We start from the raw sequence: 26,677 nt of genomic DNA on the forward strand, positions 1-26,677 counted from the left end.
ACCTTCTCGGGAGGGTAGCGCATGCTTCGAAGGACCGGAAAGCGAATGAGGCGTTGGAGTCTTCCGCTGCTCCTCGCCATCGTGCTCGTGGGGGTCGGAGCTTCCGCACGACCGCTTGCTCCCATCTCCATCCACTACGACGTGTGGATGAACGAGCCGCACAAGCATTATTTCGAGGTCGCCATCACCGTCACCGGGATAAAGCGCGAGACGCTCGATTTCGTCATGCCCGTGTGGATGCCCGGCTCCTATCTGATTCGCGAATACGCCCGGCATGTCGTCCAGTTCGCGGCGACCGATAGCGCGGGGCGCGAGCGGCGAGCCACTAAGGTGGCGAAGAACATCTGGCGCGTCGTCACCGAAGGAAGCGATCCCATTCGCGTCCGCTACCGCGTCTACGCCTTCGATCCCGGCCTTCGGGGGAACTATCTCGATGACACGCACGCTTACATCAACGGCCCGAGCCTCTTCATGTACGTGGACGGATTCACGCACGTGCCGGTGACCGTCCGTCTCCATCCCGCGCCCGGATGGCCCCGCATCTCGACGGGATTGGATCCGGCGCCGGATGATCCACATCTGTTTCGCGCCCCGAATTACGATGTCCTCGTGGATTGTCCGATCCTGATCGGGACGCACACAGTGTACGAATTCGACGTGGGGGGGATTCCGCATCGGCTCGCGATCTTGGGCGAAGGGAATTACGACGCGCAGCGATTGGTCGCCGATGTGAAGCGGATCGTGGAGACGACCATAGCGCTCTTCGGGGACATCCCGTATGCGCATTATACGTTCCTCGTGCTGCTCGGGGAGAGCGGCTCAAGTGGCATCGAGCATGCGAATTCGACCGTACTGCAGTATCCGCGCGGGGGATTTCAACCAGAGTCGGCGTATAAGAACTGGCTCGGTTTGGTCGCGCACGAGTTCTTTCACCTCTACAACGGGAAGCGCCTTCGGCCCGTGGAACTAGGGCCCTTCGACTACACGCGCGAGAATTACACGCGGATGCTCTGGGTCGTCGAAGGCTTCACCGAATACTATGCGGACGTGATCCTACGGCGAGCGGGGCTCCTCACGGAGGAGGAATTCCTAGAGTCGCTCGCGCGCACGATCTCGACGTTGCAACGGACGCCGGGACGGCGCGTGCAGTCCCTCGCCGAGGCGAGCTTCGATGCCTGGATCAAGTTCTATCGTCCGGACGAGAATTCACCGAACGTGACGATCAGCTATTACACGAAGGGGGCTGTGCTGGCTGCGCTCCTCGACCTGCAGATCCGCGCCCAGACACGGGGGCGGCGAAGTTTGGACGATGTCATGCGACTCCTGTACGAAGAGTTCTTCCGGCGGCGCGACATCGGCTATCGCGAAGACGATTTCCGGCGAGCGTGCGAGCAAGTAGCCGGAGGATCGAGCGAAGCACTCCAGGAATTACTCGACCGATACGTGCACACGACGGCAGAGATCGAGTACGATCGTTTTCTCGCCCACGTGGGACTTCGGCTCGAGCCCGTCGCTCCGGAAGCACATCGCGGATACTTGGGCATCGAGACGGAGCCCCGTTCGGATCGTCTGGTGATCTCGCGCGTCGTGGCGGGCTCTCCGGCCGAAGCGTATGGGCTTTTCCCCCGCGATGAGATCCGCGCGCTCGATGGACAAGAGGTGACGGCCCGCGATTTCTGGAAGCGCCTGAACGAGAGGAAGCCGGGCGAACGCGTGGCGATCACCGTGCGACGACGTGGCCAGGAGCGCACCGTCCAGGTCGTGCTCGCCTCTCCCCCGGTCGTCGAATATCGCCTCGTTCCCGTCGCTCGGCCCACTCCCGAACAGCAAGCGCTCTATCGCTCCTGGGTGTCCGCAGAAAAGCCGCGCGCGAGCGACGAACGGAGTCTCGACTCATGTCCGGCGACCTTGTGCTCGAGGTGAGAGATCTGCGCGCGTATTTCTTCACGGATCGCGGCCTCGTGCGCGCCGTGGATGGCGTGAGCTTCTCGATCGCGCGCGGGCGCACGCTGGGATTGGTCGGTGAATCCGGTTGTGGGAAATCGGTCACTGCGTTGTCGCTCATGCGGCTCGTCCCCCCTCCGGGACGCATCGTCGGCGGAGAGATCCTCTTCGAGGGGCGGAATCTCTGCGAGCTGGAGGAGGAAGAGATGCGCCGCCTGCGCGGCGCTCGCATGGCGATGATCTTCCAGGATCCGATGTCGGCACTCAATCCCGTCCTCACCGCGGGGTTTCAGATCGCGGAAGCTGTGCTCGCCCATGAGCGCATCTCTCGCCGCGAGGCCTTCGAGCGCGCCATCGAGATGATGCGAGCCGTCGCGATCCCCGATCCCGAACGGCGTGCGCGCAGCTATCCACATGAGCTATCGGGTGGCTTACGGCAGCGCGTGTTGATCGCCATGGCGCTCGTTTGTCGCCCGGCGCTCTTGATCGCCGATGAGCCCACGACGGCCCTCGATGTCACGATCCAAGCTGAGATCCTCGACCTCCTCGCCCGCTTGCGCGAGGAGTTTCGTCTGGCCATGTTGCTGATCACGCACGATCTGGGCATTGTCGCGCAGACGGCAGATGATGTGGCCGTCATGTACGCGGGTCGCATCGTCGAATACGCCCCAGTGCGCGAGATCTTCTACAATCCGCAGCATCCGTACACGCGCGGCCTTCTGCGGTGTGTGCCGCGCCTCATGGCATCGGGAGAGGGACGCCACCGGTTGGAGACGATCGAAGGGACGGTCCCCAATCTCTGGGATCTCCCGCCCGGATGTCCGTTCGCCGATCGGTGCCCAGAAGCGCAGCCGATCTGCCGAGAGGGCGACGTCGAGATGATCGAGATCGCTCCCGCGCATTTCGTGCGTTGCGTCGCTCGCGGATCGCCGATTCGCTCGGCAGCGGTGCGCATCGCTCAAGACGTCGCGCCTGGAGGGGAACGAAGCCGATGACCGAAGCGCTCATCGTCGTCAAAGACCTCAGGAAATATTTCCCCGTGCGGCGTGGTGCCTTCGGCGATCTGTTCGGGAAACCCGCGTGGGTGCGCGCTGTAGACGGCGTGAGCTTCTCGATCCGAGAGGGAGAGACGCTAGGACTCGTCGGCGAATCCGGGTGTGGGAAGACGACGACGGGCCGATGTTTGCTTCGATTGATCGAGCCGACGGCAGGAGAAATTCGATTTGACGGCACCGACCTGCTCCGACTCTCGAAGCGCGAGCTGCGCGAGCGGCGTCGTCACATGCAGATCATCTTCCAAGACCCCTACGCCTCGCTCAACCCCAGGATGACCGTCGGCGAAATTATTGAGGAGCCACTGCGCATCCACCGCGTGGGGACATCGGCGGAGCGGCGCGCTCGCGTCCGCGAGTTGCTGGCGGAAGTCGGACTTCCGGCGGACGCGCTGACCCGGTATCCGCATGAGTTCTCCGGCGGACAACGGCAACGCATCGGGATCGCGCGCGCGCTCGCCCTCCGGCCGAAGTTCATCGTCGCCGATGAGCCCGTATCGGCGCTCGACGTCTCGATCCAAGCGCAGATCGTGAACCTGCTGCAGGATCTGCAACAGCGATACGGCCTCACTTACCTCTTCATCTCGCACGGATTGGCACTCGTCCGGTACATCGCTGCGCGCGTCGGCGTGATGTATCTGGGGAAGCTCGTCGAGATCGCGCCGACGGAGATGCTCTATCGCCATCCTCTGCATCCTTACACGCAAGCTCTGCTGCAGGCGGTGCCGGAGCCAGATCCGGAGGTGCGCCGACAACGGATGCCGCTGCGCGGAGAGCTTCCCTCTCCTTTGCATCCTCCCTCGGGCTGTCGCTTCCACACCCGATGTCCCTTCGCTATGGCCGAATGCCGAGAGGTCGAACCCGAGTTGAAAGAAGTCGTCCCTGGCCATTTCGTCGCGTGCTTCCTCGTCTGAAACATGAAAACGCCGTCGTTCGCTCTTGACAGGTGAGCACGCTTCCCACATACTGTGTGCTCGCATCTTTCGCCGTCGAGGATGTGGAGGATGCTGACGCTGAGGATGAGCGAAGAGAGACGTGGTCTGATCCACACGGCGCGTGTATCGTGGTGGATGCCCGCAGCATTGGACTTCTCGCCTCGTCCCCTCTCGTTCTCGACGCCCTTCTACTTTCGTCCGCCGCGGGCGGACGAGCGCGACTGATTTTCCCCGACGCTGACAACCCATCCCAAGCGAACGTCCTTTCCCGCAAGATCGCGGGAGATCCCTTTTCGAGGAGGTGAGCCTATGGCCATTCAGCTGAAACTCGTCAATTGGGAGGCGAAGAAGGAGCGAACGTTGGTGCGCGTGGGGGATCGAATCATCGGCGGCGAGAAGTTCGTCGTCATGGCCGGCCCCTGCGCCGTGGAGAATCGGGAGATGATGTTGGAGATCGCCGAGCGGGTCAAGCGCCTGGGCGTCACGATGCTGCGCGGGGGGGCGTTCAAGCCGCGCACGTCGCCCTATAGCTTTCAAGGCTTGGGCGAAGAGGGATTGAAGATCCTGGCTGAAGCCCGCGAGCGCACGGGACTGCCTGTGGTGACCGAAGTCCTCTCGCCCGAACACGTCGAGTTGGTCGCCGCCTATGCCGACATGTTGCAGATCGGCGCCCGCAACATGCAGAATTTCGAGCTGCTCAAAGCCGTCGGCGAGCAACGAAAACCCGTTCTCCTCAAGCGTGGGATGGCCGCCACGCTCGAGGAATTTCTGGCCGCCGCCGAATATATTCTTGTGCGCGGCAACGAGAACGTCGTCCTCTGCGAGCGTGGGATTCGCACCTTCTCCGACCACTCGCGTTTCACGCTCGATCTCAGTCTGATTCCCGTTCTCAAGTCGAAGACGCACCTCCCGATCATCGTGGATCCGAGCCATGGCACCGGCAATCGGCAACACGTCGCGGCGATGGCGCTGGCGGCGATCGCAGCCGGTGCCGATGGGATCATCGTCGAGGTTCACCCGGATCCGGAGAAGGCCCTCTCCGATGGGCCGCAGAGCCTCTATTTCGAGCAACTCGAGAAGCTCATGCGCGATCTCGAGGTGATCGCTCCCGTCGTTGGCCGACAGCTCGATCTCTCCTACAAGCCGGTCGTCCCAGCGGCATGGGTGAAGGTCTCGCCGTTGAAGGTCGCCTATCAAGGCGAGCCCGGCGCGTTCAGTGAGAAAGCCGTCTTCCAATATTTCGGCGAGAACGCCCAGGCCATCGCGCACCTGACGTTCCGCGACGTCTTCGAAGCCGTCGCGACGCGTCGCGCCCACTATGGCGTGATCCCGATCGAGAATTCCCTGACCGGGAGCATCCACGAGAATTACGACCTCCTGCTCGAATACGACGTCGCCATCGTCGGTGAGTTGAAGCTGCGGATCGTTCACAACCTCATCGCTCACGAAGGGGCTACTCTCGAGGAGATCCGCCACGTCTACGTCCATCCCCAGGCGATGGCACAGTGCCACCTCTTCCTCGCGGCGCATCCCGAATGGGAGATCCACCAAGTTTACGATACGGCCGGCGCGGTCAAACACATCAAGGAGAATGGCCTGCGCGATGCCGCAGCCATCGCCAGCCTCGATGCCGCCAAACGCTTCGGCATGGCCGTGCTCAAGGAGAGCATCGAGTCCGATCCGCGGAACTACACGCGCTTCCTCGTCATCTCCGCCGAGCATGCGATCACTGAGAAGGCGAATAAGACGTCGCTCATCTACAGCACGCCGAACGTGCCGGGTGCCCTCCTGCGCACACTCAAGGTTTTCGCTGATCGGAACGTCAACCTCGTGAAGTTGGAGTCTCGCCCCATCGCTGGTCGCCCCTGGGAATACGTGTTCTACGTGGACCTGGAAGGGAGTCTAGAAGATCCGGTCATCGCCGGAGCGATCGAGGACGTGCGGCAGCTGACGGACTTCTTGAAGATCCTCGGCTCCTATCCGGCCTCGCCATAAGCGCCTTGGAGGCGGCTGCTCCCCGCGCTTGACATTGGCGGGCCGCCGTTGGTTGAATTCTCTTACCTCGCGGGGCGAGGAAAGGAGGCGAGCGCCATGGATGAGCACCCACTCATCTACGATTGGAATCGCGTGGGGGGAGATGTCCCGACCGTTCGAGAGATCGAGTTCGATGACGAGACGCTGCGAGATGGCTTACAATCGCCGTCGGTGACCAACCCCTCCATCGAAGAGAAGATCGAGATCCTTCACCTAATGGCGAGCTTGGGCATCGAGTCAGCCAATCTCGGCTTGCCCGGAGCCGGACCGCACGTCGTCGAGACAGTGACGCGCTTGGCTCGGGAGATCGTAGAGGCTCGCCTGCCGATTCGTCCCAATTGCGCGGCGCGGACTGTGCGCGCCGATATTCAACCGATCATTGACATCTCGGAGAAAGTGGGCATTCCCATCGAGTGCTGCACCTTCATCGGATCGAGCCCGATCCGCCAATACGCGGAGGATTGGACGCTCGACATGATGTTGCGCGCGACCGAAGACGCCGTCACCTTCGCCGTCCGCCACGGCCTGCCCGTCATGTATGTCACCGAGGATACGACCCGCGCCCATCCGGAGACGCTTCGGAAGCTCTATACGACGGCCATCGAATGTGGCGCGCGCCGCGTCTGTCTGGCCGACACGGTCGGGCACGCCACGCCGCGCGGCGTGCACGCGCTCGTGCAGTTCATCAAGCACGTGATCGCCGATACGGGCGAGGATGTGAAGATCGACTTCCACGGTCATATGGATCGCGGCCTCGGCGTAATCAACACGATCGCCGCCATTGAGGCGGGCGTGCATCGCGTGCACGGATGTGCGCTCGGCATCGGGGAACGGTGCGGGAATACGCCGATGGACCTGTTATTGGTGAACCTGCAACTGATGGGGTACATCCGTCGCGACCTCTCGAAACTAGGGGATTATTGTCGCGCCGTCGCGCGTGCCTGCGGCATCGAGATCCCATTCAACTACCCGGTCGTTGGGCGCGATGCTTTCCGCACGGGGACGGGCGTGCATGCCGCGGCTGTCATCAAGGCCTATCGAAAGAAGGACGTCGAGCTGGCCAATACCGTGTACTCGAGCGTTCCGGCGCACTGGTTCGGTTTGGAACAGACGATTGAGGTCGGTCCGATGAGCGGGAAATCGAACGTCATCTTCTGGCTGGAGAAGCGCGGCATCGAGCCGACCGAGGAGCGCGTCGAACGCATCTTCGCGGCAGCGAAGCGATCCTCGCGCGTGCTCACCGAGGACGAAGTGTGGGCGCTTCTGGATGAATCCACCGACGTGCGCGAACGATCCTTCGGATGATGGATGCGCTCATGGCCTCGATGACGCCATCGCGACCTTCGAACACGTCCGCGATCGCCGCGCGCTTCCTCCCTCTTCTAGAACACCCGCATGTCGCACGGGCGCTGGCATGGTTGGATGCCCATGTGGATGACATCACGCGCGAGCAGATTCGCCTGTGTGAGATCCCCGCTCCCCCTTTTGGCGAATCGGCGCGCGCCGCTTACCTGCGCGATCGGTTCCAGGAGCTTGGGCTCGCTCGCATTCACGTCGATGGCGTGGGCAATGTACGCGGATGGCGGATCGGACGCTCCCCCACCCCTTTAGTCGTACTCGCGGCTCACCTGGATACGATCTTTCCCCCCGAGACGGAAGTCCGCGTCCGTCGAGAGAACGAACGGCTCTACGCGCCGGGCATTAGCGATAATGCCTGCGGACTGGCGGCCTTGCTCGCTCTGGGCGAAGCCTTGAATGCCGCGGCGATTCGAACGGCAGGCTCCCTGCTCTTTCTGGGCACCGTGGGCGAGGAGGGCGAAGGCAATCTGCGTGGCGTGCGCTACATCTTTCAAGGGGCGGAGCGTCTTCCCGAAGTCCATGCCTTCATCGCCCTGGAAGGAGCCGGCGCCGATGGCATCGTTCATTGTGCGCTCGGTTCGCGCCGTTATCGTCTCCACGTCCACGGCCCGGGTGGACACAGCTGGGGAGATTTCGGCGCGCCCAATCCCATTCATCCCCTCGTGCGCACGGCCCTGCGATTGATGAATTACCCTTTGCCCGAGCACACCAGTGTGAGCCTCACGCGCATCGCGGGAGGGGAAGCCATCAACGCGATCCCGCGATCCGCATATCTGGACGTGGATGTGCGCTCGACGTCTGCGGGGGAGATCGCGCGCATCGAGCGTTCTCTTCACGAGATATTGGAGTACGCCGTTCACGCCGAGAGGTCGTGGCGACGAACTGCTCGCGCGCGTGCCGGTGAGCGCGGAGATCTGCAGTATCGCATCGAAGTGCTTGGGGATCGGCCGGCCGGCATGCTCTCCCCCGATGCGGAGATCGTGCAGATTGCCTGGGAAATCACGCGGTGGCTTGGTCGCACGCCGCGATTGGAATGTGCCTCGACTGACGCCAATCTCCCGATCGCCCTCGGCGTGCCTGCCATTGCGATCGGGACCGGGGGAGAAGCGGGTAACATTCATACGCTTCAGGAGTGGTATGCTCCCGAAGGGCGCGCACTCGGCTTGAAGCGTGCGCTCCTCATCGCACTCGCTCTCGCTGGCGTAGACGCTTGAAAGGCCCCACGCGAGACGCCCCCCGCGCGATTTGCGCTCTCAGTGCATCCTCGGGCACAATCTTCTCTCGATCGAATTCCAAACAGGGAGGAGGACTTCGATGCGAGCCGCATCATCGAGGCGCTTCCCTCGACGCGCGATCTTGGCCATCACTCTTTCTCTCCTCTGTGCGCTTCCGCTGCGAGCCGCGGCGAGCAAACGGCCCTTCACCTTCGACGACTTGATGGCGATCTGGCGTCTGAGCGATCCACAGGTCTCGCCCGATGGAAGGTGGGTAGCGTTCACAGTGACGACGATGGACAAAGCGAAAAACGCGCGGTACACGGACATCTGGGTGATCCCCACGACGGGAGGAGAGCTGCGTCAGCTCACGACACATCCGGCCACGGATATGCGCCCGCGATGGGCCCCCGACGGGCGGCGGTTGGCATTCATCTCGACCCGCGACGGGACGCCGCAGATTTGGACGATGGACGTGACTGGAGGCGAGCCTCAACCGCTCACGCGTTTTCCCACAGGCGCCTCAGGCGTGCTCTGGTCTCCGGATGGACGACATTTGGCGTTCACGGCCGAAGTCTATCCCGATTGCCCCGACGAAGCGTGTAATCGCCGTCGCGAAGAGGAGCGCGCTCGCAGTCAGGTCAAGGCGCGCATCTATACCCGCTTGCTCTATCGGCATTGGGACACATGGAAGGACGGCAAGCGTCGGCATCTCTTCGTCATTCCGGCCACGGGTGGGCCAGCGCGCGATCTCACGCCGGGCGATCACGATGTTCCTCCCTTCGCCTTGGGCGGTCCCGATGATTATGCCTTCTCGCCCGATGGAAACGAACTATGCTTCGTGCGGAAAGACAGCCACGACGAAGCCATCAGCACCAATAGCGACCTGTGGATCGTCCCCCTGCGCGGAGGTGAACCACGACGCCTCACGACGAATCCAGCGGCCGACAATTCCCCTCTCTATTCTCCCGATGGGCGTTACATCGCCTATCGGGCGCAAGAGCGCCCGGGATTCGAATCCGACCGATGGCGGTTGATGCTTTACGACCGTCAGACCGGGCGTACGCGAAGCCTCACTGACGCCCTCGATCATTGGGTCGAAGAATTCGTGTGGGCGCCCGATAGCCAGCGCCTCTACTTTACTGTCGCCGAAGGCGCTGCCTTCCCGATCTACGCCGTGACCATCGCGACCGGAGAGATCCAAAAGCTCGTCCCCACGGGGACGAACGAAGGGTTGCAGATCACGCCCGACGGAAAGACGCTCGTCTTCCTCCGCCACAGCTTCTCCCAACCGGCTGAGCTGCACCGCGTGAACGTGGATGGGAGCCAACTCACTCCACTGACGAGGATGAATGCGGAACGGCTCGCGCAGATTCAATGGGGGGACGTCCGCTCGATCTGGTACACGGGCGCCGCGGGCGCACGCGTTCAGGGATGGATCATCACGCCGCCGGGATTCGACCCTTCGCGGAAATATCCGATGATCGTGCTCCTTCATGGTGGACCGCAAAGCGTATGGGCGGACCTGTTCCACTATCGGTGGAACGCACAGCTTTTCGCCGCGGCCGGTTACGTCATCTTCCTGCCGAACCCACGCGGCAGTATCGGTTTCGGACAGAAATTCATTGACGAGATCAGCGGCGATTGGGGCGGCAAGGTCTACGAGGACGTGATGCGCGGCGTGGACTATGTCGTGAACCTCGGCTTCGTGGATCCGAATCGCATCGGCGCGGCCGGAGGCTCTTACGGCGGCTATCTCGTCAATTGGATCGCCGGGCAGACGGACCGCTTCCGCGCGCTCGTCTCGCACGCGGGCGTTTTCAATTTGATCAGCATGTACGGCTCGACCGAGGAACTGTGGTTCCCCGAATGGGAATTTCGCGGCACGCCTTGGACGAATAAGGAGCTGTACGAACGGTGGTCCCCGCACAATTTCGCGCAGAACTTCAAGACGCCGACGCTCGTCATTCATGGCGAACTCGATTTCCGCGTGCCGCTCAGCGAAGGGCTGCAGATGTTCACTGCCCTGCAGCGCCAGAATGTGCCCTCGAAGCTTGTCGTCTTCCCCGACGAGGGGCATTGGATCTTGAAGCCGCAAAACAGTGAGCTGTGGTACCGCACGGTGATCGAGTGGTTCGACAGGTATCTCAAGGCGCCGGGATCGTGAGCAAGTGGAAGACGAAGCGATCGGAGCAAAAGCTGGGGACTCCGCCGTCCGGCCTCTTGCTGAATGCTGCAGGAGCGGTCTACCATACCTTGTTCTGAGGGGAAATGCCTGTGAAGCGATACGCGCCGGTCCTCCTCTGGGTGGGGCTTGTGCTGCCGTGCTGGGTCTCAGCGGGGTCTATCGCTTCGCTCGAACCGTTTGCCTCCGAGGACGTCTCTTCGGCCGCTTTTGAAACCATCGCCTCCGTGCGGCAAGACCCTCGCCGCGCGCCTCCGAATCCCACGACTCCAGAGCGACCAAAGGGCACGGCCATCACCTTTGGGGGGAAGACACACGAGGAGATTTTGCCAAATCCTTACCGATTCGCTCTTCCGCCGGAGATCGTCTCCAACGCCGTCGTGGAATTGCTGAAAGAGCTGGAGCTCACGCTCGATGAGCGAGAGAGTCAACCCCGCACGGGCCTTTTCCGAACGGAGTGGTACGTCTTCAGCAGAGGCATCCACACGAAGAGCGAGCTGCTGCGCGTAGCCGAGCTGCCGGAGAGCGAACTCCACAACTGGACGCACGCGCGGTATCGCGTGGAGATTCGCGTCAATCTCATCGAGTCGAACGTGACGACGGTCACGATCATCGCGGAGGTCGAAGGACTCGCTCAAGATGTCGTGAGCAGCACGTGGATTCGATGCCGTTCTCGCGGAGTGATTGAGAATAATCTCTTGCGCGCCTTGCGCGAACGTCTGGAGGCGAAATGAACGCGGGCGATGGTCTCATGGCGATCCTTCTCGGCCTGGCCATTGGCCTGGCCCTCGCGCTTTTCTGGATCTCCATTCGTCAGCGGAGGAGCATGGGGTCGCGGCGCATACCAGAGATTTCGGGACCCACGCCTTCGCCCGCTCCCCCCTTAAGGCAACCGATAAGCTCGAATAGACCTGATGTTTCGACGCGGTCGCTTGAACCCTCCTCGCCAAAGCCTCAGGCCGAGGAGGCTGGAAGCAACGCCGCATCGGAGGTGCCAACCGCAGGAAAACCGCTCGCCCGCCGGGCCGGAGCGCATCGAGGGAGCCTATGGGTCAGCCACGCTCTTCCTCCGGAGTTGGAACGCGCGCGCCTGGAGCGCGAGCTTCGGGCGCTCATCGAACGCCGACGACGGGCTCGTCGTCGCTTCATGTTCGTTGGCGTGAGCGCCCTGGCCGTGCTCATCCTCCTTGTGCTCCTCCCCCCCACACGCTCGGCTCTCAAACCCTATGCCACCTGGGTGGGCATCCGACTTGGATTCCTCCCTCCACCTCCTCCGCCGGAACCTGCGCCCGTGCCGAAAGATCTCGAAGTCTCTTACTCCAACCAGGTCGAGGAAAAAGGCGGACGCCTCACGTTCCGAGGCACCGTACGAAACATCTCGACCTCAAAGACCTTCGAGGACCTCTACGCCGAACTCTCGTTGATCAGGCGCGAGAGTCAACTGATCGAGACGCGGATCGTGCCGGTTCGTCCCTCCCGGCTCCGGCCGGGCGATACTGGGACGTATGAGCTGACTGTTCCGGCCGCCGAATTCACGGGGAATCGCCGCGTGCGCATCTTCTCCGAAGGGGTGGAAGTCCCTTACCGATATGTCCTTCCCGAAGCCTCGCGATTGAAGTGAACCTAGGTCTTGGGGCGAGCGGAGAAAAATCTGGAACTTTCCCGACGAATTCTCCGTCTGTAGAAGTGTCGTGTGAAACCGATGCGAGGGCTTTGGGCGTAACAAGCGACGTGAGGGAGACGCGATGAGCATGGAACTGGCGCAACCGCTCTCGGAATGGCAATTGATTCAGGCCTCGGCGGCCGGGGATGAGCGTGCTTTTGAGCAGCTCTATCACCACTACAGCCGCCGCGTCTATTCCCTCTGCCTCCGTCTGTTAGGGAATCCGGCGGACGCCGAGGATGTGACGCAAGAGGTCTTCCTACAGGTTCACCGGAAGTTGAAGACATTTCGAGGCGATTCGGCCTTCACGACCTGGCTGTATCGGTTGACCGTCAATGCTGCGCTCATGCACCTGCGTAAGAGCGTCGTGCGACATGAACAGGCCGAAGAGGACGAACAGATCAAAATCCTCACCGATCAGACGGCCCGCGAGCGCCCCAGCCGATTGCTCGATCGAATCGCCCTGGAACGCGCTATTCGCGCACTCCCACCGGGCTACCGCACGGTCTTCATTCTGCACGACATCGAGGGCTACGAGCACGAGGAGATCGCCCGCATGCTCGGCATCAGCGTGGGGACGACGAAATCTCAGCTTCACAAGGCCCGACTGCGCCTGCGCCAGCTTTTGACCGCGCCCGCTCCCATCTCCGAAGAACAAAATCACGACGAGCGACGCTAGGTCCTCCTCCTTGCGAGATACACAGGCCCCCAAAGCTGTTCAGAAATTGAAGGCGTAGGTGAACTTCACCAACAGGGCGCGATCAAGAAGACGACCTGTGCCAGACTCCCGACGCTCGTTGTACACGATGAAGAGATCACTGAGCGGACGATGGATGATATTGAAGCGGATGTTGGAGGACCATGTCCGCGCGACGCTGTTGTATTGAACGAGGGCGTTGAGGAAGACCGATGTGCTGAAGGAATAGGCGGCACGCAGCGTGAGGAGATCGGTTTGAAACTGACCGGTCGAGAGCCGGATGTTGTTGCGCGTATACGTGAAGCTCGTGTTGAACCGATAGCTCACACGCACGTTCGCCCCGCTCGAATAACTCTGGCGATACCCATTGTAGAACGGCCCGGTCCCCAGTCGAAAACTCACTGAAAGAGGGCGGCTGCGATCGCTATTGAAGAGAAGAAAGTACTCGTTGAAGCTGTAGCGGCCAACGGGGACGATCACCGTCGGGTGAATCCGAAACGGCTGAATCAATCGCTCGTAGGTCGAATTCACACCCACTTCGAGGAACGCGCCATTCTGGAAGTTGATGGGAAGATGATAGTCCACCAACCGCGTATCCAATCGCCCCGACGGATCCATGATGTAGTCGATCTGCCAGTGCGGGAAGATCTCTCGAACTGTGCGACTGATGGCGCGCGGCCTCCAATGCAAGCCGAGAAAGTCTGATGCCTTGCGAATGCCGAGACGCGGGATGAATCCCAGCTCGTTCCTGAAATTCTCTCCGATGCTCGTGAAGGAGTGGCGCGTGTTCCAGAAGTTATTTCGCCAGCTCATGCCGACGCGCCACGCCATCGTATCGCCTCGAAGGCCCGGTGCGGTCGCCTTGGCCAGGTACCCGTGCAGATTCAGATTTTGGAAGAAGCGGAAGTTCGCATCCGCCCCATAGATGCGATTGAACGCGTGAGCGCGAGCCACGTTCATGAACATGAAGCCGAGGTCGGAATTCGCCAGCACATTGCGGCGCACGCGCGTGACGAGGAAATTCGTCGCTGGCGTGAGACCGAGCGCTTCCTGTTGAATATTCAAAAACCCCAGCTCATACGGTCCCGCCCGTCCAGTCAATCGCACCCCCGCGCGCAGCGGGATCGGTTCCCCACTTTCGGAGAGGCCAATACGTCGGCTGAAGAAGAGGATGAGGTCGTTGCGCACGGCCCCCAATCGGCCACCCAGTCCGCCACCGCCCATCCCCCCTTCGCCCATCATTCCACCCCGCTGCTCTCCCGGACCGAAGCGAAAGATGCCCGACCCTTCCAGGAAGAAGTCCCGTTTCTCGGGGAAGAAGAGGCTGAACCGCGTGAGGTTGATCTGCTGCTCATCGGCCTCGACTTGCGAGAAGTCGGTATTGTAGGTCACATCCAAGGTCAATCCCGACGTCACTCCCCACTTCGCGTCCACGCCTCCATCGCCTCGGAAGACGCGATGGGTCGTCGGTCCTCGCGTGGCGAAATCCGCCATGCTCCCGATCACGTAGGGCTTGATCCGAATGTTCGTCCCCGGGCGAATGTCTTCGAGCCCTTCGAGCACGCCGGCGCGCGAGACATAGTGGATGCTATTGAACATCCGTGGAATGGGCGCCCAATAGCTCTCCTCGTTCTTGCGTCGGATGCGGCGCATGAAATTGATCCCCCACACCTGAGTGTCACCCGCGCGGAACTTGAGCGTGCGAAAGGGAATCGCCATCTCCACCGTCCACGCTCGTTCGTTGATCTGCGTTCGGACATGCCAAATACCGTCCCAATCCGAATTCACCTCCCGCCCTTCATTGGACATCTGCGCATCCCATTTCGCTCCTCCGGGATTCGTGGCGAATTCATATCCATTGCGCCGATCGAAGAAAGTGTCGAGGACGACCTGGACGACGTCGCCATTGGAGAGATTGAAATCCTTCCGCAGCTCGTTGATGATGAGGCGATGGATCTCGCTATCGTAGGCGACGATACCGATATAGAGCATTTCCCGATCATAAGCGACGCGCGCTTCCGTCGGCTCGGTCGCTGGTTCCCCCTCGCGCGGTTCGGTTTGAATGAAGTTCTCGGCGACGTCAGCCCGACGCCACACGGGCTCGTTCAAGAGGCCATCGAGGACGATCTTCTCCTCCTCCTGAAGGCGAGCCGCCCGAAGGCGATAAACTCTCGCTCCCCGACGAAATTCAGCTTCGCGTCCCTCTTCCGGGGCTGCCGACCTCTGTTCTTGAGTCCCCGATTTCGCTCTTTCCTGAGGCGCCCCAAGCACGAGTATCGCGCCGTTTGAGAACATGCTGAAGAGCATGAGTCCTATTCCCACCACTTGGATGTGGTGGCGCCTCCACGTTGGCTTCTGCATCACCCGCATCCCTCCCGCGAACCTCCTCAGTCGAAACAACACAGATGATGGCAGATGCCTCCGCCAAGTGTCAACTGCGCGCTTTTGCGACGCTTCTGCCTTGCCTCCGTCGAAGCCGAAGGCTACGCTTAAAGACGCGATTCGGTATGAATGGAAGCATTCATCACGGCAAGGTCCTGAAGGCGATTCGAGGCCATTATTGGGTGGAGACGCCCGAAGGGCTTTACCATTGCTATGCTCGCGAGAGCGTGGTGAGAAAAGCCGGAGGGATCAATCCGATCGTCGTTGGCGATGACGTCACTCTCGAGGTCACCGATGAAGCGAAGAAGGAGGGGGTGATCACCGAGCTGCATCCGCGTCGCACGAAGCTCTCGCGACGCGTCTCCACGGGAACGAAAGAGTTGGAGCAAGTCGTCGCCGCCAATGTGGATCATCTCGTCATCGTCTCCTCGGTCGCCGATCCGCCATTTCGCCCCGGACTCATTGATCGCTACCTGGTGGCCGCGGCCAAAGGAGCGCTGCATCCGATCATCTGCGTGAACAAGGTGGACTTGGAAGGCGTCGAAAGCCTCCGCGATATCCTGGACATGTACCGCGACCTCGGCTATCCCGTCGTCTTGACGAGCGCCAAGACGGGACAGGGGATTGAAGAGTTGCGCGATCGGCTGCGCGATAAGACGTCAGTCTTCGCCGGACATTCCGGCGTCGGCAAGTCTTCGCTACTGCGAGTTCTTGTGCCGGGCATCCACGTGAAAATCGGCGAAGTGAATCCCCGCACGGGACGCGGTCGGCATACGACGACGGCGGCGGAACTCGTTCGCCTTCCCGATGGCGGCTATGTCATTGACACTCCCGGCATCCGGCAATTCAGCTTGTGGGATCTGAGCGAAGAGGACGTCCGAAAGTTCTTCGTCGAGATCGCGCGCTATGGCAACGGCTGCCGATTCGCCGATTGTTCGCACGTGGTCGAACCCGGATGCTCCGTGCGCGCCGCTCTGGAGGATGGGCGGATCCATCCGCGCCGGTATGAGAGCTTCCTGCGTCTTCTCCAAGAGGCGCGGGGCGAGATCGAATAACCATACTCACGGCAGCGCTACTGGCCACTGTTCCCCCTCCCACGCCATGCCCCAAAAGCGCACCTCGTATTGGGCTGTAAGGAGGAAAAGCTCGCGCATCGCCGCGCGCGTCGCTTCCGAAGTTCCTTCAGCAAGACCGTCGAGCGTCTGACCGAGCCATTGGACGTACTCGCGAAAGGCTGGACTCGTCCATTGTTCGATGAAGGCCTGCCAAGGACTCGTCCCCTGCTGATTTTCCTTCACCCAAGTCCACGCGTCGAGATAGGCCTTCTCGGCGGCGTAGAGCACAGTAAAGGCCTCGGGGAATGAGCGCCCATAAGCGGTCGCCAGCAGGAATTGCACATAGGCGTGACACGTCGGGAGCATGCCGATCCCCTCGAGCGCGACCTGATGTTCGCGCGCCGATCGTTCGAAGACCTCCAACTCGCGGGTGAGCGCTACGAGCGACTCTCCAAGAGGGCGGCGCAACGCCGCTGGCGCCCTCGCGAGGAGGATGGCCAGAAACGGGATGGCTTCCCGAACGAAAAGATAATCCTGCTGCATCCATCGCACGAAGGCCTCGCGGGGGATCGTCCCAGCCGCTGTCTCCGCGAGGAATTGATGTTCGCGCACGACCTTCCATACGGGTTCAGCATGGCGAAGCAATTCTTCGTGAAAGGCAGACATAGCGACCCTCCTGACAAATCTCGCGGCAGGTCGTCACGAGGCGGCGCCTCTTGTGCGCGGTCACATCGCCGAGCGGCGATACTCCTCGTAGGCGCGGCGACATCGGGCGAGCACATCCTCCGGGAAGGTGACCCGATAATTGTACTTGGCGACGAAACTCGGGACTTCGGTGACGCGCGCACCCACGAGGCGCAAGGCCTGCGGGGCTTCTTCCGCGACGATTCCAAATCGGTTGAGCGCTTTGAGCAATCGCGCCAGGGGCATCTCACGAAAGACCTTTCGCCCCCGCGCTAGGTATTCGCCAATGGCCAATTCGGCCTGCCGCTGCAATCGAAGCGCCTCCTCGGAAGAGAGGAGCAATGGCTCGAAAGCCCCCATCGCTCATCCCCTCCTGGATCGCAGTATGGAGGAGGTCTGCCGAGCGTTTACCCGAGGCCAATTGGCTCCTCCTCCAGGGCTTTCATCCGGCGCATCCATTCCTCCATGAAATGGGTCGAGAGGCGACCGGCGGTGAACTCCGGATCCTGGAAGATCTTCTGATGCATGGGGATATTCGTCTTGATCCCTTCGATAATGAACCCCTCGAGCGCGCGTCGCATCTTAGCCAAAGCTCGCTCGCGATTTCGATCCCGCACGATGAGCTTGGCGATCAGCGAATCGTAATAGGGCGGGACCGTGTAACCAGGATAGATCGCCGTATCCACGCGCACGCCCGGCCCTCCCGGAACCGTGATCGCCGTGACAGTGCCAGGAGAAGGCCTGAAGGTCTCCGGATCCTCAGCGTTCACCCGACATTCGATGGCATGCCCGGAGAAGATGATCTCCTCTTGACGGAAGCTGAGCGGCTCGCCGGCGGCGACCAGAATCTGCTCCCGCACCAAATCCACGTTGGTGATCATCTCGGTGACCGGATGCTCGACCTGAATGCGCGTGTTCATCTCCATGAAGTAGTACTGTTCGCCGTCGAAGAGAAACTCCATCGTCCCAGCGCTCGTGTAGCCGATCTCACGAGCCGCGCGAGCGGCGACAGCTCCCATCTCCGCGCGCAATTCTGGGGTGAGCGCAACCGAAGGGGCTTCCTCGATCAGCTTCTGATAGCGCCGCTGAATCGAGCATTCGCGCTCGCCCAGATGTACGACCTGACCGTGTTCGTCGGCCAAGATTTGGATCTCGATATGGCGCGGGCGTTCGAGATACCGCTCGATATAGAGATCACCGTTTTTGAATGCGGCTTCGGCCTCGCTCTGCGCCGTCTGGAACGCTGTCGGTAATTCCTCGCGCGAGCGCACGATGCGCATGCCACGACCACCACCTCCGGCCGCCGCTTTCAGGATCACCGGAAGTCCGATCCGATCAATGATGGCCAAGGCTTCCTCCACCGTTCGCACGACGCCCTCGCTCCCCGGCAATACAGGCACGCCCAACGCCTTCATCGCCTCTCGCGCGCGCACCTTGTCCCCCATCAATCGAATGACCGAGGACGGCGGTCCGATGAACTTAATCCGACAGGCCTCGCAGACTTCAGCGAAGTAAGGGTTCTCGGAGAGGAACCCATAGCCGGGATGGATGGCGTCGGCATCGGTGATCTCCGCCGCGCTGATGATCGCCGGGATATTGAGATAACTCTGGCTCGATGGCGCCGGCCCGATGCAAACGGCTTGATCGGCTAATTGCACATGCAGGGCCTCGCGATCGGCTTCGGAGAAGACGGCGACCGTCTTGATCCCCAATTCCTGGCACGCCCAGATGATCCGACAAGCGATCTCGCCACGATTGGCAATGAGGACCTTGCGAAACATACGCCCACCGGCGAAACAGTCAGGCTCGCGTATTCGGTTTGATGGCGAATAACGGTTGCCCGTACTCGACCGGATGCCCATTCTCCACGTAGATCTTGACCACTTCTCCGGCGACGTCAGACGTGATCTCGTTCATCAACTTCATGGCCTCGATGATGCACAAGACTGTGCCGGGCTCCACGTGATCCCCGATCTCGACGAACGGACTCGCCGTAGGATTCGGGGCGCGATAGAACGTGCCGACGATGGGCGACCGGATGATATGATAGGCCTTCTCGTCCTCAACCGCGGGAGCGGCTTCGACGGTCGAGACCACGGGCGTAGAAGGAACCGGGATCGGCTCATTGACCGGAGGAGAATGGACGACGCGCGCCGCCGAGGACTCGACCGTGTGAATGACTGGCGGCGCATTGCGCCGAATCCGCAGCTTGAAATCCGGCTGCTCCAATTCGAATTCGGCGAACTCCTTCTCGGCGACGAGTCGAATGATCTCTTTCAGTTCTTTGATGTTCATCGTCACACGACGAGCAAATCTTTCGGCGTCGGCGTCAAGACTTCACTGCCATGCTCGTTCACGATGACCACGTCCTCGATGCGCACCCCTCCCCACTGGGGGAGGTAAATCCCGGGCTCCACAGTGACGACAGCTCCAGCGGGCACCCGGGCCTCATTGTGGCGCGAGAGGCGTGGAGCTTCATGGACTTCAAGCCCGATGCCGTGACCGGTCGCGTGGCCATAGAACGCTCCATAACCGCGCGCCGTGATGAGGTCGCGCGTGAGGGCATCAATCTCACAAGCGCGCATGCCCGCGCGCATCTCCGCCTCACAGCGAAGTTGCGCCTCCAAGACGGTGGCATAAACTTCTCGCGCTCGCGCATCCGGTGTGCCCACGTAGAACGTGCGCGTCATGTCGCTACAGTATCCCTCCACGACCACGCCGAAGTCAATCACGACGAACTCATTATATCCAATTCGCTTCTCCGAGGCGACACCATGCGGCCAGGCCGAACGCTCGCCCGAGGCGACGATGGTCTCAAAGGCGATCCGCTCAGCTCCAGCCCGTCGCAGCCGATATTCCAATTCGGCCGCCACATCCCGCTCGCGCATACCAGGTCGAATTTCCTCAACGAGTTCGGCGAAGACCTGAGCGGCCACCTCGACGGCGCGACGAATGGCCTGCTGCTCCTCGGCATCCTTCACCATGCGGACTTCTTCGATGATCCCTCGCGTCGGGACCCACTCGATCTCTCCATCGAGCTCGCGAGTGAAAAATTCGTATCGAGCAAGGCTCAATCGTTCCGCCTCCACGCCGACTCGCCGCAGCCGCTCTCGCTTCAGGTGGTCAACGACCGCACGCTCGTAGGAATCATCGGCCTGGAAGAGGCGAGCCGCCACCTCCGTCTGGGCTTGAAGCGTATATCGGGAATCGGTGATGAAATAGGTCGCCTCCAATGTCACGACAGCGATCCCCGCACTCCCGGTGAACCCCGTGAGATACCGAATATTCGGCACGTGAGTAACGACCAGTGCCTCAAGCTGCCGCTCGACGAGCTCGCGCCGGACCCGTTCCTGTCGCGCGAGGAAATTCATGAGAAGTCTCCCCTCGACATCTGGCACGAGCGACTGCCGCGTTCAGGAGGCTTTCTTCCCTTCCTTGACCAGCTCGATCAGAGCGAGCTGTGCCCCATCCCCCTTGCGCAATCCGAGCTTCAAGATGCGCGTGTATCCACCCGGACGATCACTGTAGCGTGGACCGATCTCGTCGAAGAGCTTCTTGAGGGCTCTCACCCCGGCCGTTCGCTCGATCGTGCGAATGGGCTCCTTCTTATGCTCCCGAAACCGCACCTGGGCATGTCCGCCGATGAAATATCGAGCGGCGAGACGACGGTAGTGCAGCGCCTGGGCCGGCGTCTCCGCTCGCAGGCTGCGGCGGGCCAGCGTGATCGCGCGCTCGGCGAAGCGACGCAATTCCTTCGCTTTAGCCAACGTCGTCACCAACCGCTCCTCGATGATGAACGACGTGCAGAGATTGCGCAGCATCGCCAAACGATGTTCCGTCGGGCGCCGCAATTTCCGATGGTCCACGCGATGACGCATACCTCTTCCTCCCTAGGGCAGCACTTGCCCCTTCTCATCAATCTTCATCCCCAGCGAGAGCTTGAGATTCGCCAGGACGCTCTTCACCTCATTGAGCGACTTCTTGCCGAAATTCTTCACCTGCATCATCTCCGATTCCGTGCGCTGGATGAGGTCGCGGACGGTATGTATCCCGGCATTCTTCAGGCAATTGAACGCGCGCACCGACAACTCCAACTCCTCGATGGGCCGATTCAACACCTCTTCCGGAATAATGCGAGGAGGTTCAACAGCAGTCGGGACGAGCTCCGGCAGGGTCTCCTCCTCTTCCTCCTCGAAGTTGATGAAGATCGAGAGATGGTCTTTGATCAGCTTGGCGGCCAGCCCCAACGCGTCCACCGGTTTGATCGCCCCATTGGTCCAAATCTCCAAGGTGAGCTTATCGTATTCGGTCACCTGCCCGATGCGCGCCGGTTCCACGGTCATGTTCACCTTGCGGATGGGGGAGTGAACTGAGTCCACGGGAATGTAACCGGACGGCAGATCATCATCGAAGTTTCGCTCAGCAGGCACATAACCGCGTCCCCATTTGACGCGCATCTCGACGTTGAGCGAACCGCCTTCGGCAACGGTGGCGATATAGATGTCGGGATCCAGGACTTCGACTTCGCTCGGCGTCTCGATATCGCGAGAGTAAACCTCACCCGGGGTCCCCTTCTGGAGCCGCACGGTCACCGGACTCATCGTATGGAGGCGGAAAGGAATGCGCTTGAGATTCAAGATGACGTCCGTAGCGTCCTCGACGACTCCAGGGATCGGGGAGAACTCGTGCAACACGCCCTCGATCCGCACGGCTGTCACGGCCGCCCCTTCGATCCCCGCCAAGAGGGCCCGTCGCAAGCTATTTCCGATCGTCGTCCCGAATCCGCGTTCGAAGGGTTGTGCCGTGAACCGCCCGTAGCGGTCCGTGAGCGTCTCCAGATCGCAGACCAGGCGTCTCGGTCGTTGGAAACCCGTCCAGTATGGCATGCTCGTCGCTCCCTACTTCGAATACAACTCCACAATGAGATTCTCGCGAATATCGGGTGAGATGTCGGCCCGCGTCGGCAATGCCACGACGCGTCCGCGGCAATTCTCCGCGTCGATCAGCTCGAGCCAGGCGGGACGTCCCGTTCGCCCGGCCGCTGTTTGAAGTGCCTCTTGAACGTGGACATTCTTCCGCATCTCCGGAGCCACGCTGATCTCATCGCCCGGCTGGACGCGGAACGATGGAATGTCCACCGTGCGCTCAACCTCCCCCCGCTTGACCAGGATATGCCCGTGATTCACCAACTGCCGGGCATGCGCCCGCGAGAGCGCGAACCCCAAGCGATAGACGACATTATCCAACCGCCGCTCCAACAAGGCGAGCAAGGCCTCACCCGTGACCCCCTTCTTCCGGGACGCCTCCTCGAAGTAGCGCCGGAACTGCCGCTCCAGGATGCCATACATTCGCCTGACCTTTTGCTTCTCCCGCAACTGCTCGGCGTAGCCCGTGAGCTTCGCCCGCCGCATCTCGCGGCCATGCTGGCCCGGCGGGAACGTCCCCCGCTTCTCAATGGCGCACGAGGGCTTGAAGCATCGATCTCCCTTCAGGAAGAGCTTCATGCCCTCCCGCCGACACAATCGGCATACTGGTCCCGTGTATCTCGCCATATGTCCCTCAGAGCAGAACGCACGGGATCACCCGCGCGCATGAATCTCTCGCCTCGGAATATCCCCACATCTCAAACGCGCCGCCGTTTCGGCGGACGGCATCCGTTGTGGGGGATCGGCGTGACATCTCGAATGACTTTGATCTCCAACCCGGCTGAATGTACGGCGCGAATGGCCGATTCGCGCCCTGATCCCGGTCCCTTCACCCAGACCTCGCAACTTCGCATCCCGCACTGCTCGCGCGCCATCGTCGCCGCGCGGAGGGCCGCCTGCTGCGCCGCAAAGGGCGTCCCCTTGCGCGAACCCTTGAAGCCCAGCGTTCCTCCACTCGCCCACACGAGCGTGTTCCCCTCCAGATCAGTCACCGTCACGATCGTGTTATTGAACGTGGACTTGATGTGCACGATGCCGTGCGGCACGATCCGCTTCTCTTTTTTCTTCGCCCCTCTTCGCTTGCCCGCCTTCGCCATAGGCCTTCACCTCGTCACTTCTTCCCGGGTGCCTTCTTCTTCGGCACGGTGGCCCGCCGCGGCCCCTTCCGCGTACGGGCGTTCGTGTGCGTTCGTTGCCCCCGCACGGGAAGCCCCAAGCGGTGGCGCAACCCCCGATAGCAGCCAATTTCGATGAGGCGGCGGATGTCCATCTGAATCTTCTTCCGCAGATCGCCCTCGATGTTCCCCTCCTGATCAATGATCTGACGGATGCGCGCGATCTCCTCGTCGGTCAGATCGCGCACTTTTTTATCCGGATTCACCCCCGCCTCCTGCAAGATGCGCGCCGAGCGCGAACGTCCGATGCCGAAGATATAGGTCAATCCAATCAGGACGCGCTTGTTGGGCGGGATCTCAACGCCCGCGATTCGTGCCATACTCCCTCACCCCTGCCGTTGCTTATGCTTCGGATTCGTACAGATGACGCGCACCACCCCCTTGCGGCGGATGATGCGACAACGATCGCAAATCCGTTTGACGGAGGCTCTGACCTTCATGGCGCTCCCCTCCATGGCGCAAGTCGCAAACTATAACACATCAGAAGAGCTTTCGCCAAGAGGCGTCGAGTCGAGTACCGTCAGGATGACTGGTCCACGCTCGGTGATGGCGATCGTATGCTCGAAGTGCGCCGAGGGTTTCCGATCCACCGTCCGCACGGTCCAGCCATCATCGGCGATCTCCACTTCGTGCGTCCCCATGTTGAGCATCGGTTCAATGGCCAGCACCAATCCCGCGCGCAGGCGCAATCCGCGTCCCGGCGTGCCGAAATTGGGCACCTGCGGGTCCTCGTGCATTTGGCGCCCGATGCCATGCCCGCAGAAATCACGCACGACCGAATATCCATGCGCTTCGGCGTAGGATTGCACAGCATAGGAGATGTCGTAGAGCCGATTCCCCACGCGCGCTTGCGCGATCGCCCGAAAGAGCGCTTCTTCGGTCACCCGCACCAAGCGCTGAAGCTCCTCGGAGACCTCCCCGACGGGGACCGTGATCGCCGCGTCCGCGACATAGCCATCGAGCGTCACCCCGCAGTCAATCCCCACGATGTCGCCCTCTTGCAATTTTCGATCCGAAGGGATGCCGTGCACGACCTCCTCGTTGATCGAGGTGCAAATCGAAGCGGGGAATCCTCGATACCCTTTGAACGTCGGGATGCCCCCTCGCGCGCGAATCTTTGCTTCGGCATAGCGATCCAACTCGCGCGTGGTCACGCCCGGTTGCGCCATCTCGCGCAAATCGCGCAAGACCTCAGCGACGATGCGCCCGGCTCGTCGAATCTTCTCGATCTCTTCTTTGGTCCGGCACACCACCATAGGCTTCAGCAGGGATCGTCAGCATTGATCTCTCTTCTCACGATCGCCTCGATCTGCTCGAAGATCTCTTCGATCGAGCGCTCACCATCCACCTCGAAGAAGGCTCCGCGCTGCCGGTAGTATTCCAGCAACGGCGCCGTCTTCTCCCGATAGACATCGTAGCGTTTCTCGATCGCCTCCGGAACGTCATCGGCCCGCTGCACAAGCGGCACCCGGCACCGATCGCACTGCTCGTCCTCCCGCGGCGGCTTGAGCCAGAGGTTGTAAATCTCGCCGCATTGCGGGCAGGAGCGCCGCCCAGCCAAACGCCGCGTCAGGGACTCCCGCGAGACGGCGATATTGATGACGAGCACGCGCTTGCCCTGCGCGTTCGCCAACTCTTCAAGGAACGCTGCTTGCGCCGCCGTCCGAGGATATCCGTCGAGCACATATCCCCTCTGGCAATCCGCCTGCGCCGTGCGCTCGCGCAGGATCTCGGCCAGGATCTCGTCGCTCACCAACTGGCCGGCCTTCTGCGTCTCGCGCACGATCCGGCCCAACTCCGTCTCCGTCTCGGCGATCTCCCGCAAGATGTCGCCAGTGGAGATCTTCGGCCATCCGAATCGCTCCGCCAAAAGTCGCGCTTGCGTGCCCTTGCCCGCTCCCGGCATCCCCATGAGGACGATGATCACGCCCACCTGTCGGTCCTTATCCGATGCGCCGGCCGCGCAGACGCCGTCCCTTCGGGCCAAGGAAGCCATCGTAATGGCGCATGATGAGCTGCGACTCAATCTGCGCGATCGTATCCATGGCCACGCCGACGACGATTAGCAGCGACGTGCCTCCAAAATAGAACTGAAAGCCCAAGCCGTCTTGAATCCAACTGAGCCCCGGCGTATTCGCGAGGACATTCGAGAGCCAGGGGCCGATCCACGGAATCTCCTGTACCTTGAACCCCGTCAGGATGAACTGCGGGATCAAGCAGATGATCGCCAGATAGAGCGATCCCACCGCCGTCAACCGAGTTAGGATCTCATTCAGGTACTCCGATGTGCGCTTGCCCGGCCGGATGCCCGGGATGAATCCCCCATGCTTGCGCAAGTTCTCAGCGACTTCATCCGTGTTGAAGATGATCGAGACGTAGAAGAAGCTGAAGAAGATGATGGCGATCACGAAGACGAGATCATAGAACGGATGTCCCGCGCGATTGAAATTCTGCACATGGCGTTGCAACCATGCCCAATCCGTGAACTGAGCGATCGTCTGAGGGAAGGAGAGGACTGAGACGGCGAAGATGACCGGGATCACTCCCCCCATATTCACCCGCAGGGGCAGATGCGTCATCTGTCCGCCGAGCACGCGCTGACCGACGACCCGACGCGCGTAACTGATGGGGATTTTCCGTTGCCCGCGTTCCACGAAGACGACGGCGGCGACGATCAGCACCCCTGCGACGAGCATGAGCAAGATCCCCAGCGTCGTCAACGGATCCGCTCGCTCGATGCGCTCCCAGATCTGCCTCAGCGCTTCCGGCAATCCGATGACGATCCCCGCGAAGATGATGAGCGAGATCCCATTCCCCACCCCGCGCTCGGTGATCTGCTCGCCAATCCACATGATGAAGATCGTCCCCGTCGTCCACGTCAGCGCGGCCAACGGGATGAACACCCGCGCACTCATGCCCGTCACCAGATCCGGTTGCTGCGTGAGCCAGTAGGCGATCCCGGTGGATTGGATCAAGCACAACAGGACGGTCAGATAGCGCGTGTATTGATTGATCTTGCGACGCCCGAGTTCCCCCTCCTGTTGGATCTGCTTCACCCGTTCGGAGACGACTGTCATGAGCTGCATGATGATCGAGGCCGTGATATAGGGCGTCACCCCGAGCGCGAAGATCGAGACGACGCGCAGATTCCCGCCGGTGAAGAGATCCAAGACGCCGAGCAGATTGCTCGCCACATCGCGCCACACTCGGTCGAGGACGACGCGGTCGATCCCAGGCGTGAGGATCACAGAACCCGTCCGGTAGACGACGAGCATGGCGAGGGTGTAAAGCAGGCGCTTGCGCAGATCGGGGACGATGAAGATGTTGCGGAAGGTTTTGACGAAATTCTCCAGCAGCATATTCCCTCCCGCGG

General features: G+C 61.4%; 27 protein-coding genes. 12 read left to right on the top strand and 15 right to left on the bottom strand.

The features are described 5' to 3' along the window. Nucleotides 1-21 precede the first annotated feature (21 nt). The 11 genes from NZ746_01655 (at nucleotide 22) to NZ746_01705 (ending at nucleotide 13,065) form a co-directional block, all read left to right on the top strand. Nucleotides 22-1,923, top strand: a complete 1,902-nt coding sequence (locus NZ746_01655; GenBank protein MCS6816064.1) for a PDZ domain-containing protein — start codon at nucleotides 22-24, stop codon at nucleotides 1,921-1,923. Further along, the gene (locus NZ746_01660) at nucleotides 1,896-2,939 is read left to right on the top strand and encodes an ABC transporter ATP-binding protein (GenBank protein ID MCS6816065.1); all 1,044 of its coding nucleotides are present in this window, start codon (nucleotides 1,896-1,898) and stop codon (nucleotides 2,937-2,939) included. The genes NZ746_01655 and NZ746_01660 overlap by 28 nt, the downstream gene beginning before the upstream one ends. Continuing rightward, nucleotides 2,936-3,910, top strand: a complete 975-nt coding sequence (locus NZ746_01665) for a dipeptide ABC transporter ATP-binding protein (protein MCS6816066.1) — start codon at nucleotides 2,936-2,938, stop codon at nucleotides 3,908-3,910. The genes NZ746_01660 and NZ746_01665 overlap by 4 nt, the downstream gene beginning before the upstream one ends. A 90-nt stretch (nucleotides 3,911-4,000) precedes the next feature. Then, nucleotides 4,001-4,156, top strand: a complete 156-nt coding sequence (locus NZ746_01670; protein MCS6816067.1) for a hypothetical protein — start codon at nucleotides 4,001-4,003, stop codon at nucleotides 4,154-4,156. Between the two features lie 84 nt (nucleotides 4,157-4,240). After that, a complete protein-coding gene (gene aroF, locus NZ746_01675; GenBank protein ID MCS6816068.1) occupies nucleotides 4,241-5,926 on the top strand; it encodes a 3-deoxy-7-phosphoheptulonate synthase in 1,686 nt (561 codons plus the stop codon). 96 nt (nucleotides 5,927-6,022) lie between these two features. Next, nucleotides 6,023-7,270 carry a LeuA family protein gene (locus NZ746_01680; GenBank protein MCS6816069.1) on the top strand — a complete coding sequence of 416 codons (1,248 nt, stop codon included), beginning with the start codon at nucleotides 6,023-6,025 and terminating at the stop codon, nucleotides 7,268-7,270. 11 nt (nucleotides 7,271-7,281) lie between these two features. After that, nucleotides 7,282-8,538, top strand: coding sequence for a M20/M25/M40 family metallo-hydrolase (locus NZ746_01685; GenBank protein ID MCS6816070.1), 1,257 nt, complete (start codon nucleotides 7,282-7,284; stop codon nucleotides 8,536-8,538). Nucleotides 8,539-8,638: 100 nt separating this feature from the next. Further along, nucleotides 8,639-10,705, top strand: a complete 2,067-nt coding sequence (locus NZ746_01690; GenBank protein MCS6816071.1) for a S9 family peptidase — start codon at nucleotides 8,639-8,641, stop codon at nucleotides 10,703-10,705. Between the two features lie 110 nt (nucleotides 10,706-10,815). Further along, nucleotides 10,816-11,457, top strand: coding sequence for a hypothetical protein (locus tag NZ746_01695; protein MCS6816072.1), 642 nt, complete (start codon nucleotides 10,816-10,818; stop codon nucleotides 11,455-11,457). 257 nt (nucleotides 11,458-11,714) lie between these two features. Next, a complete protein-coding gene (locus NZ746_01700) occupies nucleotides 11,715-12,344 on the top strand; it encodes a hypothetical protein (protein ID MCS6816073.1) in 630 nt (209 codons plus the stop codon). A gap of 124 nt (nucleotides 12,345-12,468) precedes the next feature. Then, complete coding sequence (locus NZ746_01705) at nucleotides 12,469-13,065, top strand: sigma-70 family RNA polymerase sigma factor (protein ID MCS6816074.1); 597 nt, start codon at nucleotides 12,469-12,471, stop codon at nucleotides 13,063-13,065. 39 nt (nucleotides 13,066-13,104) lie between these two features. Here the strand turns inward: NZ746_01705 and NZ746_01710 are convergent, their stop codons facing one another. Further along, on the bottom strand, nucleotides 13,105-15,444 hold the full coding sequence (locus tag NZ746_01710) for a carbohydrate binding family 9 domain-containing protein (GenBank protein MCS6816075.1): 2,340 nt from the start codon (nucleotides 15,442-15,444) through the stop codon (nucleotides 13,105-13,107). A 146-nt stretch (nucleotides 15,445-15,590) separates the two neighbouring features. Between NZ746_01710 and rsgA the strand changes: the two genes are divergently transcribed. Next, on the top strand, nucleotides 15,591-16,520 hold the full coding sequence (gene rsgA, locus NZ746_01715; protein MCS6816076.1) for a ribosome small subunit-dependent GTPase A: 930 nt from the start codon (nucleotides 15,591-15,593) through the stop codon (nucleotides 16,518-16,520). A gap of 6 nt (nucleotides 16,521-16,526) precedes the next feature. Here the strand turns inward: rsgA and NZ746_01720 are convergent, their stop codons facing one another. From NZ746_01720 to secY, 14 genes are all read right to left on the bottom strand, one after another. Then, complete coding sequence (locus NZ746_01720; protein MCS6816077.1) at nucleotides 16,527-17,186, bottom strand: TenA family protein; 660 nt, start codon at nucleotides 17,184-17,186, stop codon at nucleotides 16,527-16,529. A gap of 60 nt (nucleotides 17,187-17,246) precedes the next feature. Next, on the bottom strand, nucleotides 17,247-17,564 hold the full coding sequence (locus NZ746_01725; GenBank protein MCS6816078.1) for a hypothetical protein: 318 nt from the start codon (nucleotides 17,562-17,564) through the stop codon (nucleotides 17,247-17,249). Between the two features lie 47 nt (nucleotides 17,565-17,611). Further along, a complete protein-coding gene (gene accC, locus NZ746_01730; GenBank protein MCS6816079.1) occupies nucleotides 17,612-18,985 on the bottom strand; it encodes an acetyl-CoA carboxylase biotin carboxylase subunit in 1,374 nt (457 codons plus the stop codon). Nucleotides 18,986-19,004: 19 nt separating this feature from the next. After that, nucleotides 19,005-19,499 carry an acetyl-CoA carboxylase biotin carboxyl carrier protein gene (gene accB / locus NZ746_01735; GenBank protein ID MCS6816080.1) on the bottom strand — a complete coding sequence of 165 codons (495 nt, stop codon included), beginning with the start codon at nucleotides 19,497-19,499 and terminating at the stop codon, nucleotides 19,005-19,007. A 2-nt stretch (nucleotides 19,500-19,501) separates the two neighbouring features. Continuing rightward, nucleotides 19,502-20,575 (bottom strand): aminopeptidase P family protein, encoded by a 1,074-nt coding sequence (locus NZ746_01740; GenBank protein ID MCS6816081.1) that lies wholly within the window; start codon nucleotides 20,573-20,575, stop codon nucleotides 19,502-19,504. A 42-nt stretch (nucleotides 20,576-20,617) separates the two neighbouring features. Beyond that, nucleotides 20,618-21,082 (bottom strand): 50S ribosomal protein L17, encoded by a 465-nt coding sequence (gene rplQ / locus NZ746_01745; GenBank protein ID MCS6816082.1) that lies wholly within the window; start codon nucleotides 21,080-21,082, stop codon nucleotides 20,618-20,620. A gap of 12 nt (nucleotides 21,083-21,094) precedes the next feature. Then, a complete protein-coding gene (locus NZ746_01750) occupies nucleotides 21,095-22,090 on the bottom strand; it encodes a DNA-directed RNA polymerase subunit alpha (protein MCS6816083.1) in 996 nt (331 codons plus the stop codon). Between the two features lie 12 nt (nucleotides 22,091-22,102). After that, nucleotides 22,103-22,756, bottom strand: a complete 654-nt coding sequence (gene rpsD, locus NZ746_01755) for a 30S ribosomal protein S4 (GenBank protein MCS6816084.1) — start codon at nucleotides 22,754-22,756, stop codon at nucleotides 22,103-22,105. A 71-nt stretch (nucleotides 22,757-22,827) separates the two neighbouring features. After that, the gene (rpsK, locus tag NZ746_01760) at nucleotides 22,828-23,226 is read right to left on the bottom strand and encodes a 30S ribosomal protein S11 (GenBank protein ID MCS6816085.1); all 399 of its coding nucleotides are present in this window, start codon (nucleotides 23,224-23,226) and stop codon (nucleotides 22,828-22,830) included. A 14-nt stretch (nucleotides 23,227-23,240) separates the two neighbouring features. Then, entirely contained in the window at nucleotides 23,241-23,624 is a 384-nt protein-coding gene (gene rpsM / locus NZ746_01765) for a 30S ribosomal protein S13 (protein ID MCS6816086.1), read from the bottom strand. Nucleotides 23,625-23,630: 6 nt separating this feature from the next. Then, nucleotides 23,631-23,744, bottom strand: a complete 114-nt coding sequence (gene rpmJ / locus NZ746_01770; protein ID MCS6816087.1) for a 50S ribosomal protein L36 — start codon at nucleotides 23,742-23,744, stop codon at nucleotides 23,631-23,633. Between the two features lie 30 nt (nucleotides 23,745-23,774). Next, nucleotides 23,775-24,560 carry a type I methionyl aminopeptidase gene (map, locus tag NZ746_01775; protein ID MCS6816088.1) on the bottom strand — a complete coding sequence of 262 codons (786 nt, stop codon included), beginning with the start codon at nucleotides 24,558-24,560 and terminating at the stop codon, nucleotides 23,775-23,777. A gap of 5 nt (nucleotides 24,561-24,565) precedes the next feature. After that, complete coding sequence (locus tag NZ746_01780; GenBank protein MCS6816089.1) at nucleotides 24,566-25,291, bottom strand: adenylate kinase; 726 nt, start codon at nucleotides 25,289-25,291, stop codon at nucleotides 24,566-24,568. Then, complete coding sequence (gene secY / locus NZ746_01785) at nucleotides 25,248-26,663, bottom strand: preprotein translocase subunit SecY (GenBank protein MCS6816090.1); 1,416 nt, start codon at nucleotides 26,661-26,663, stop codon at nucleotides 25,248-25,250. The genes NZ746_01780 and secY overlap by 44 nt, the downstream gene beginning before the upstream one ends. Between the last annotated feature and the right edge of the window lie 14 nt (nucleotides 26,664-26,677).

The sequence above is a fragment of the Blastocatellia bacterium genome, from assembly GCA_025055075.1.
Classification (GTDB): Bacteria; Acidobacteriota; Blastocatellia; order HR10; family HR10; genus HR10.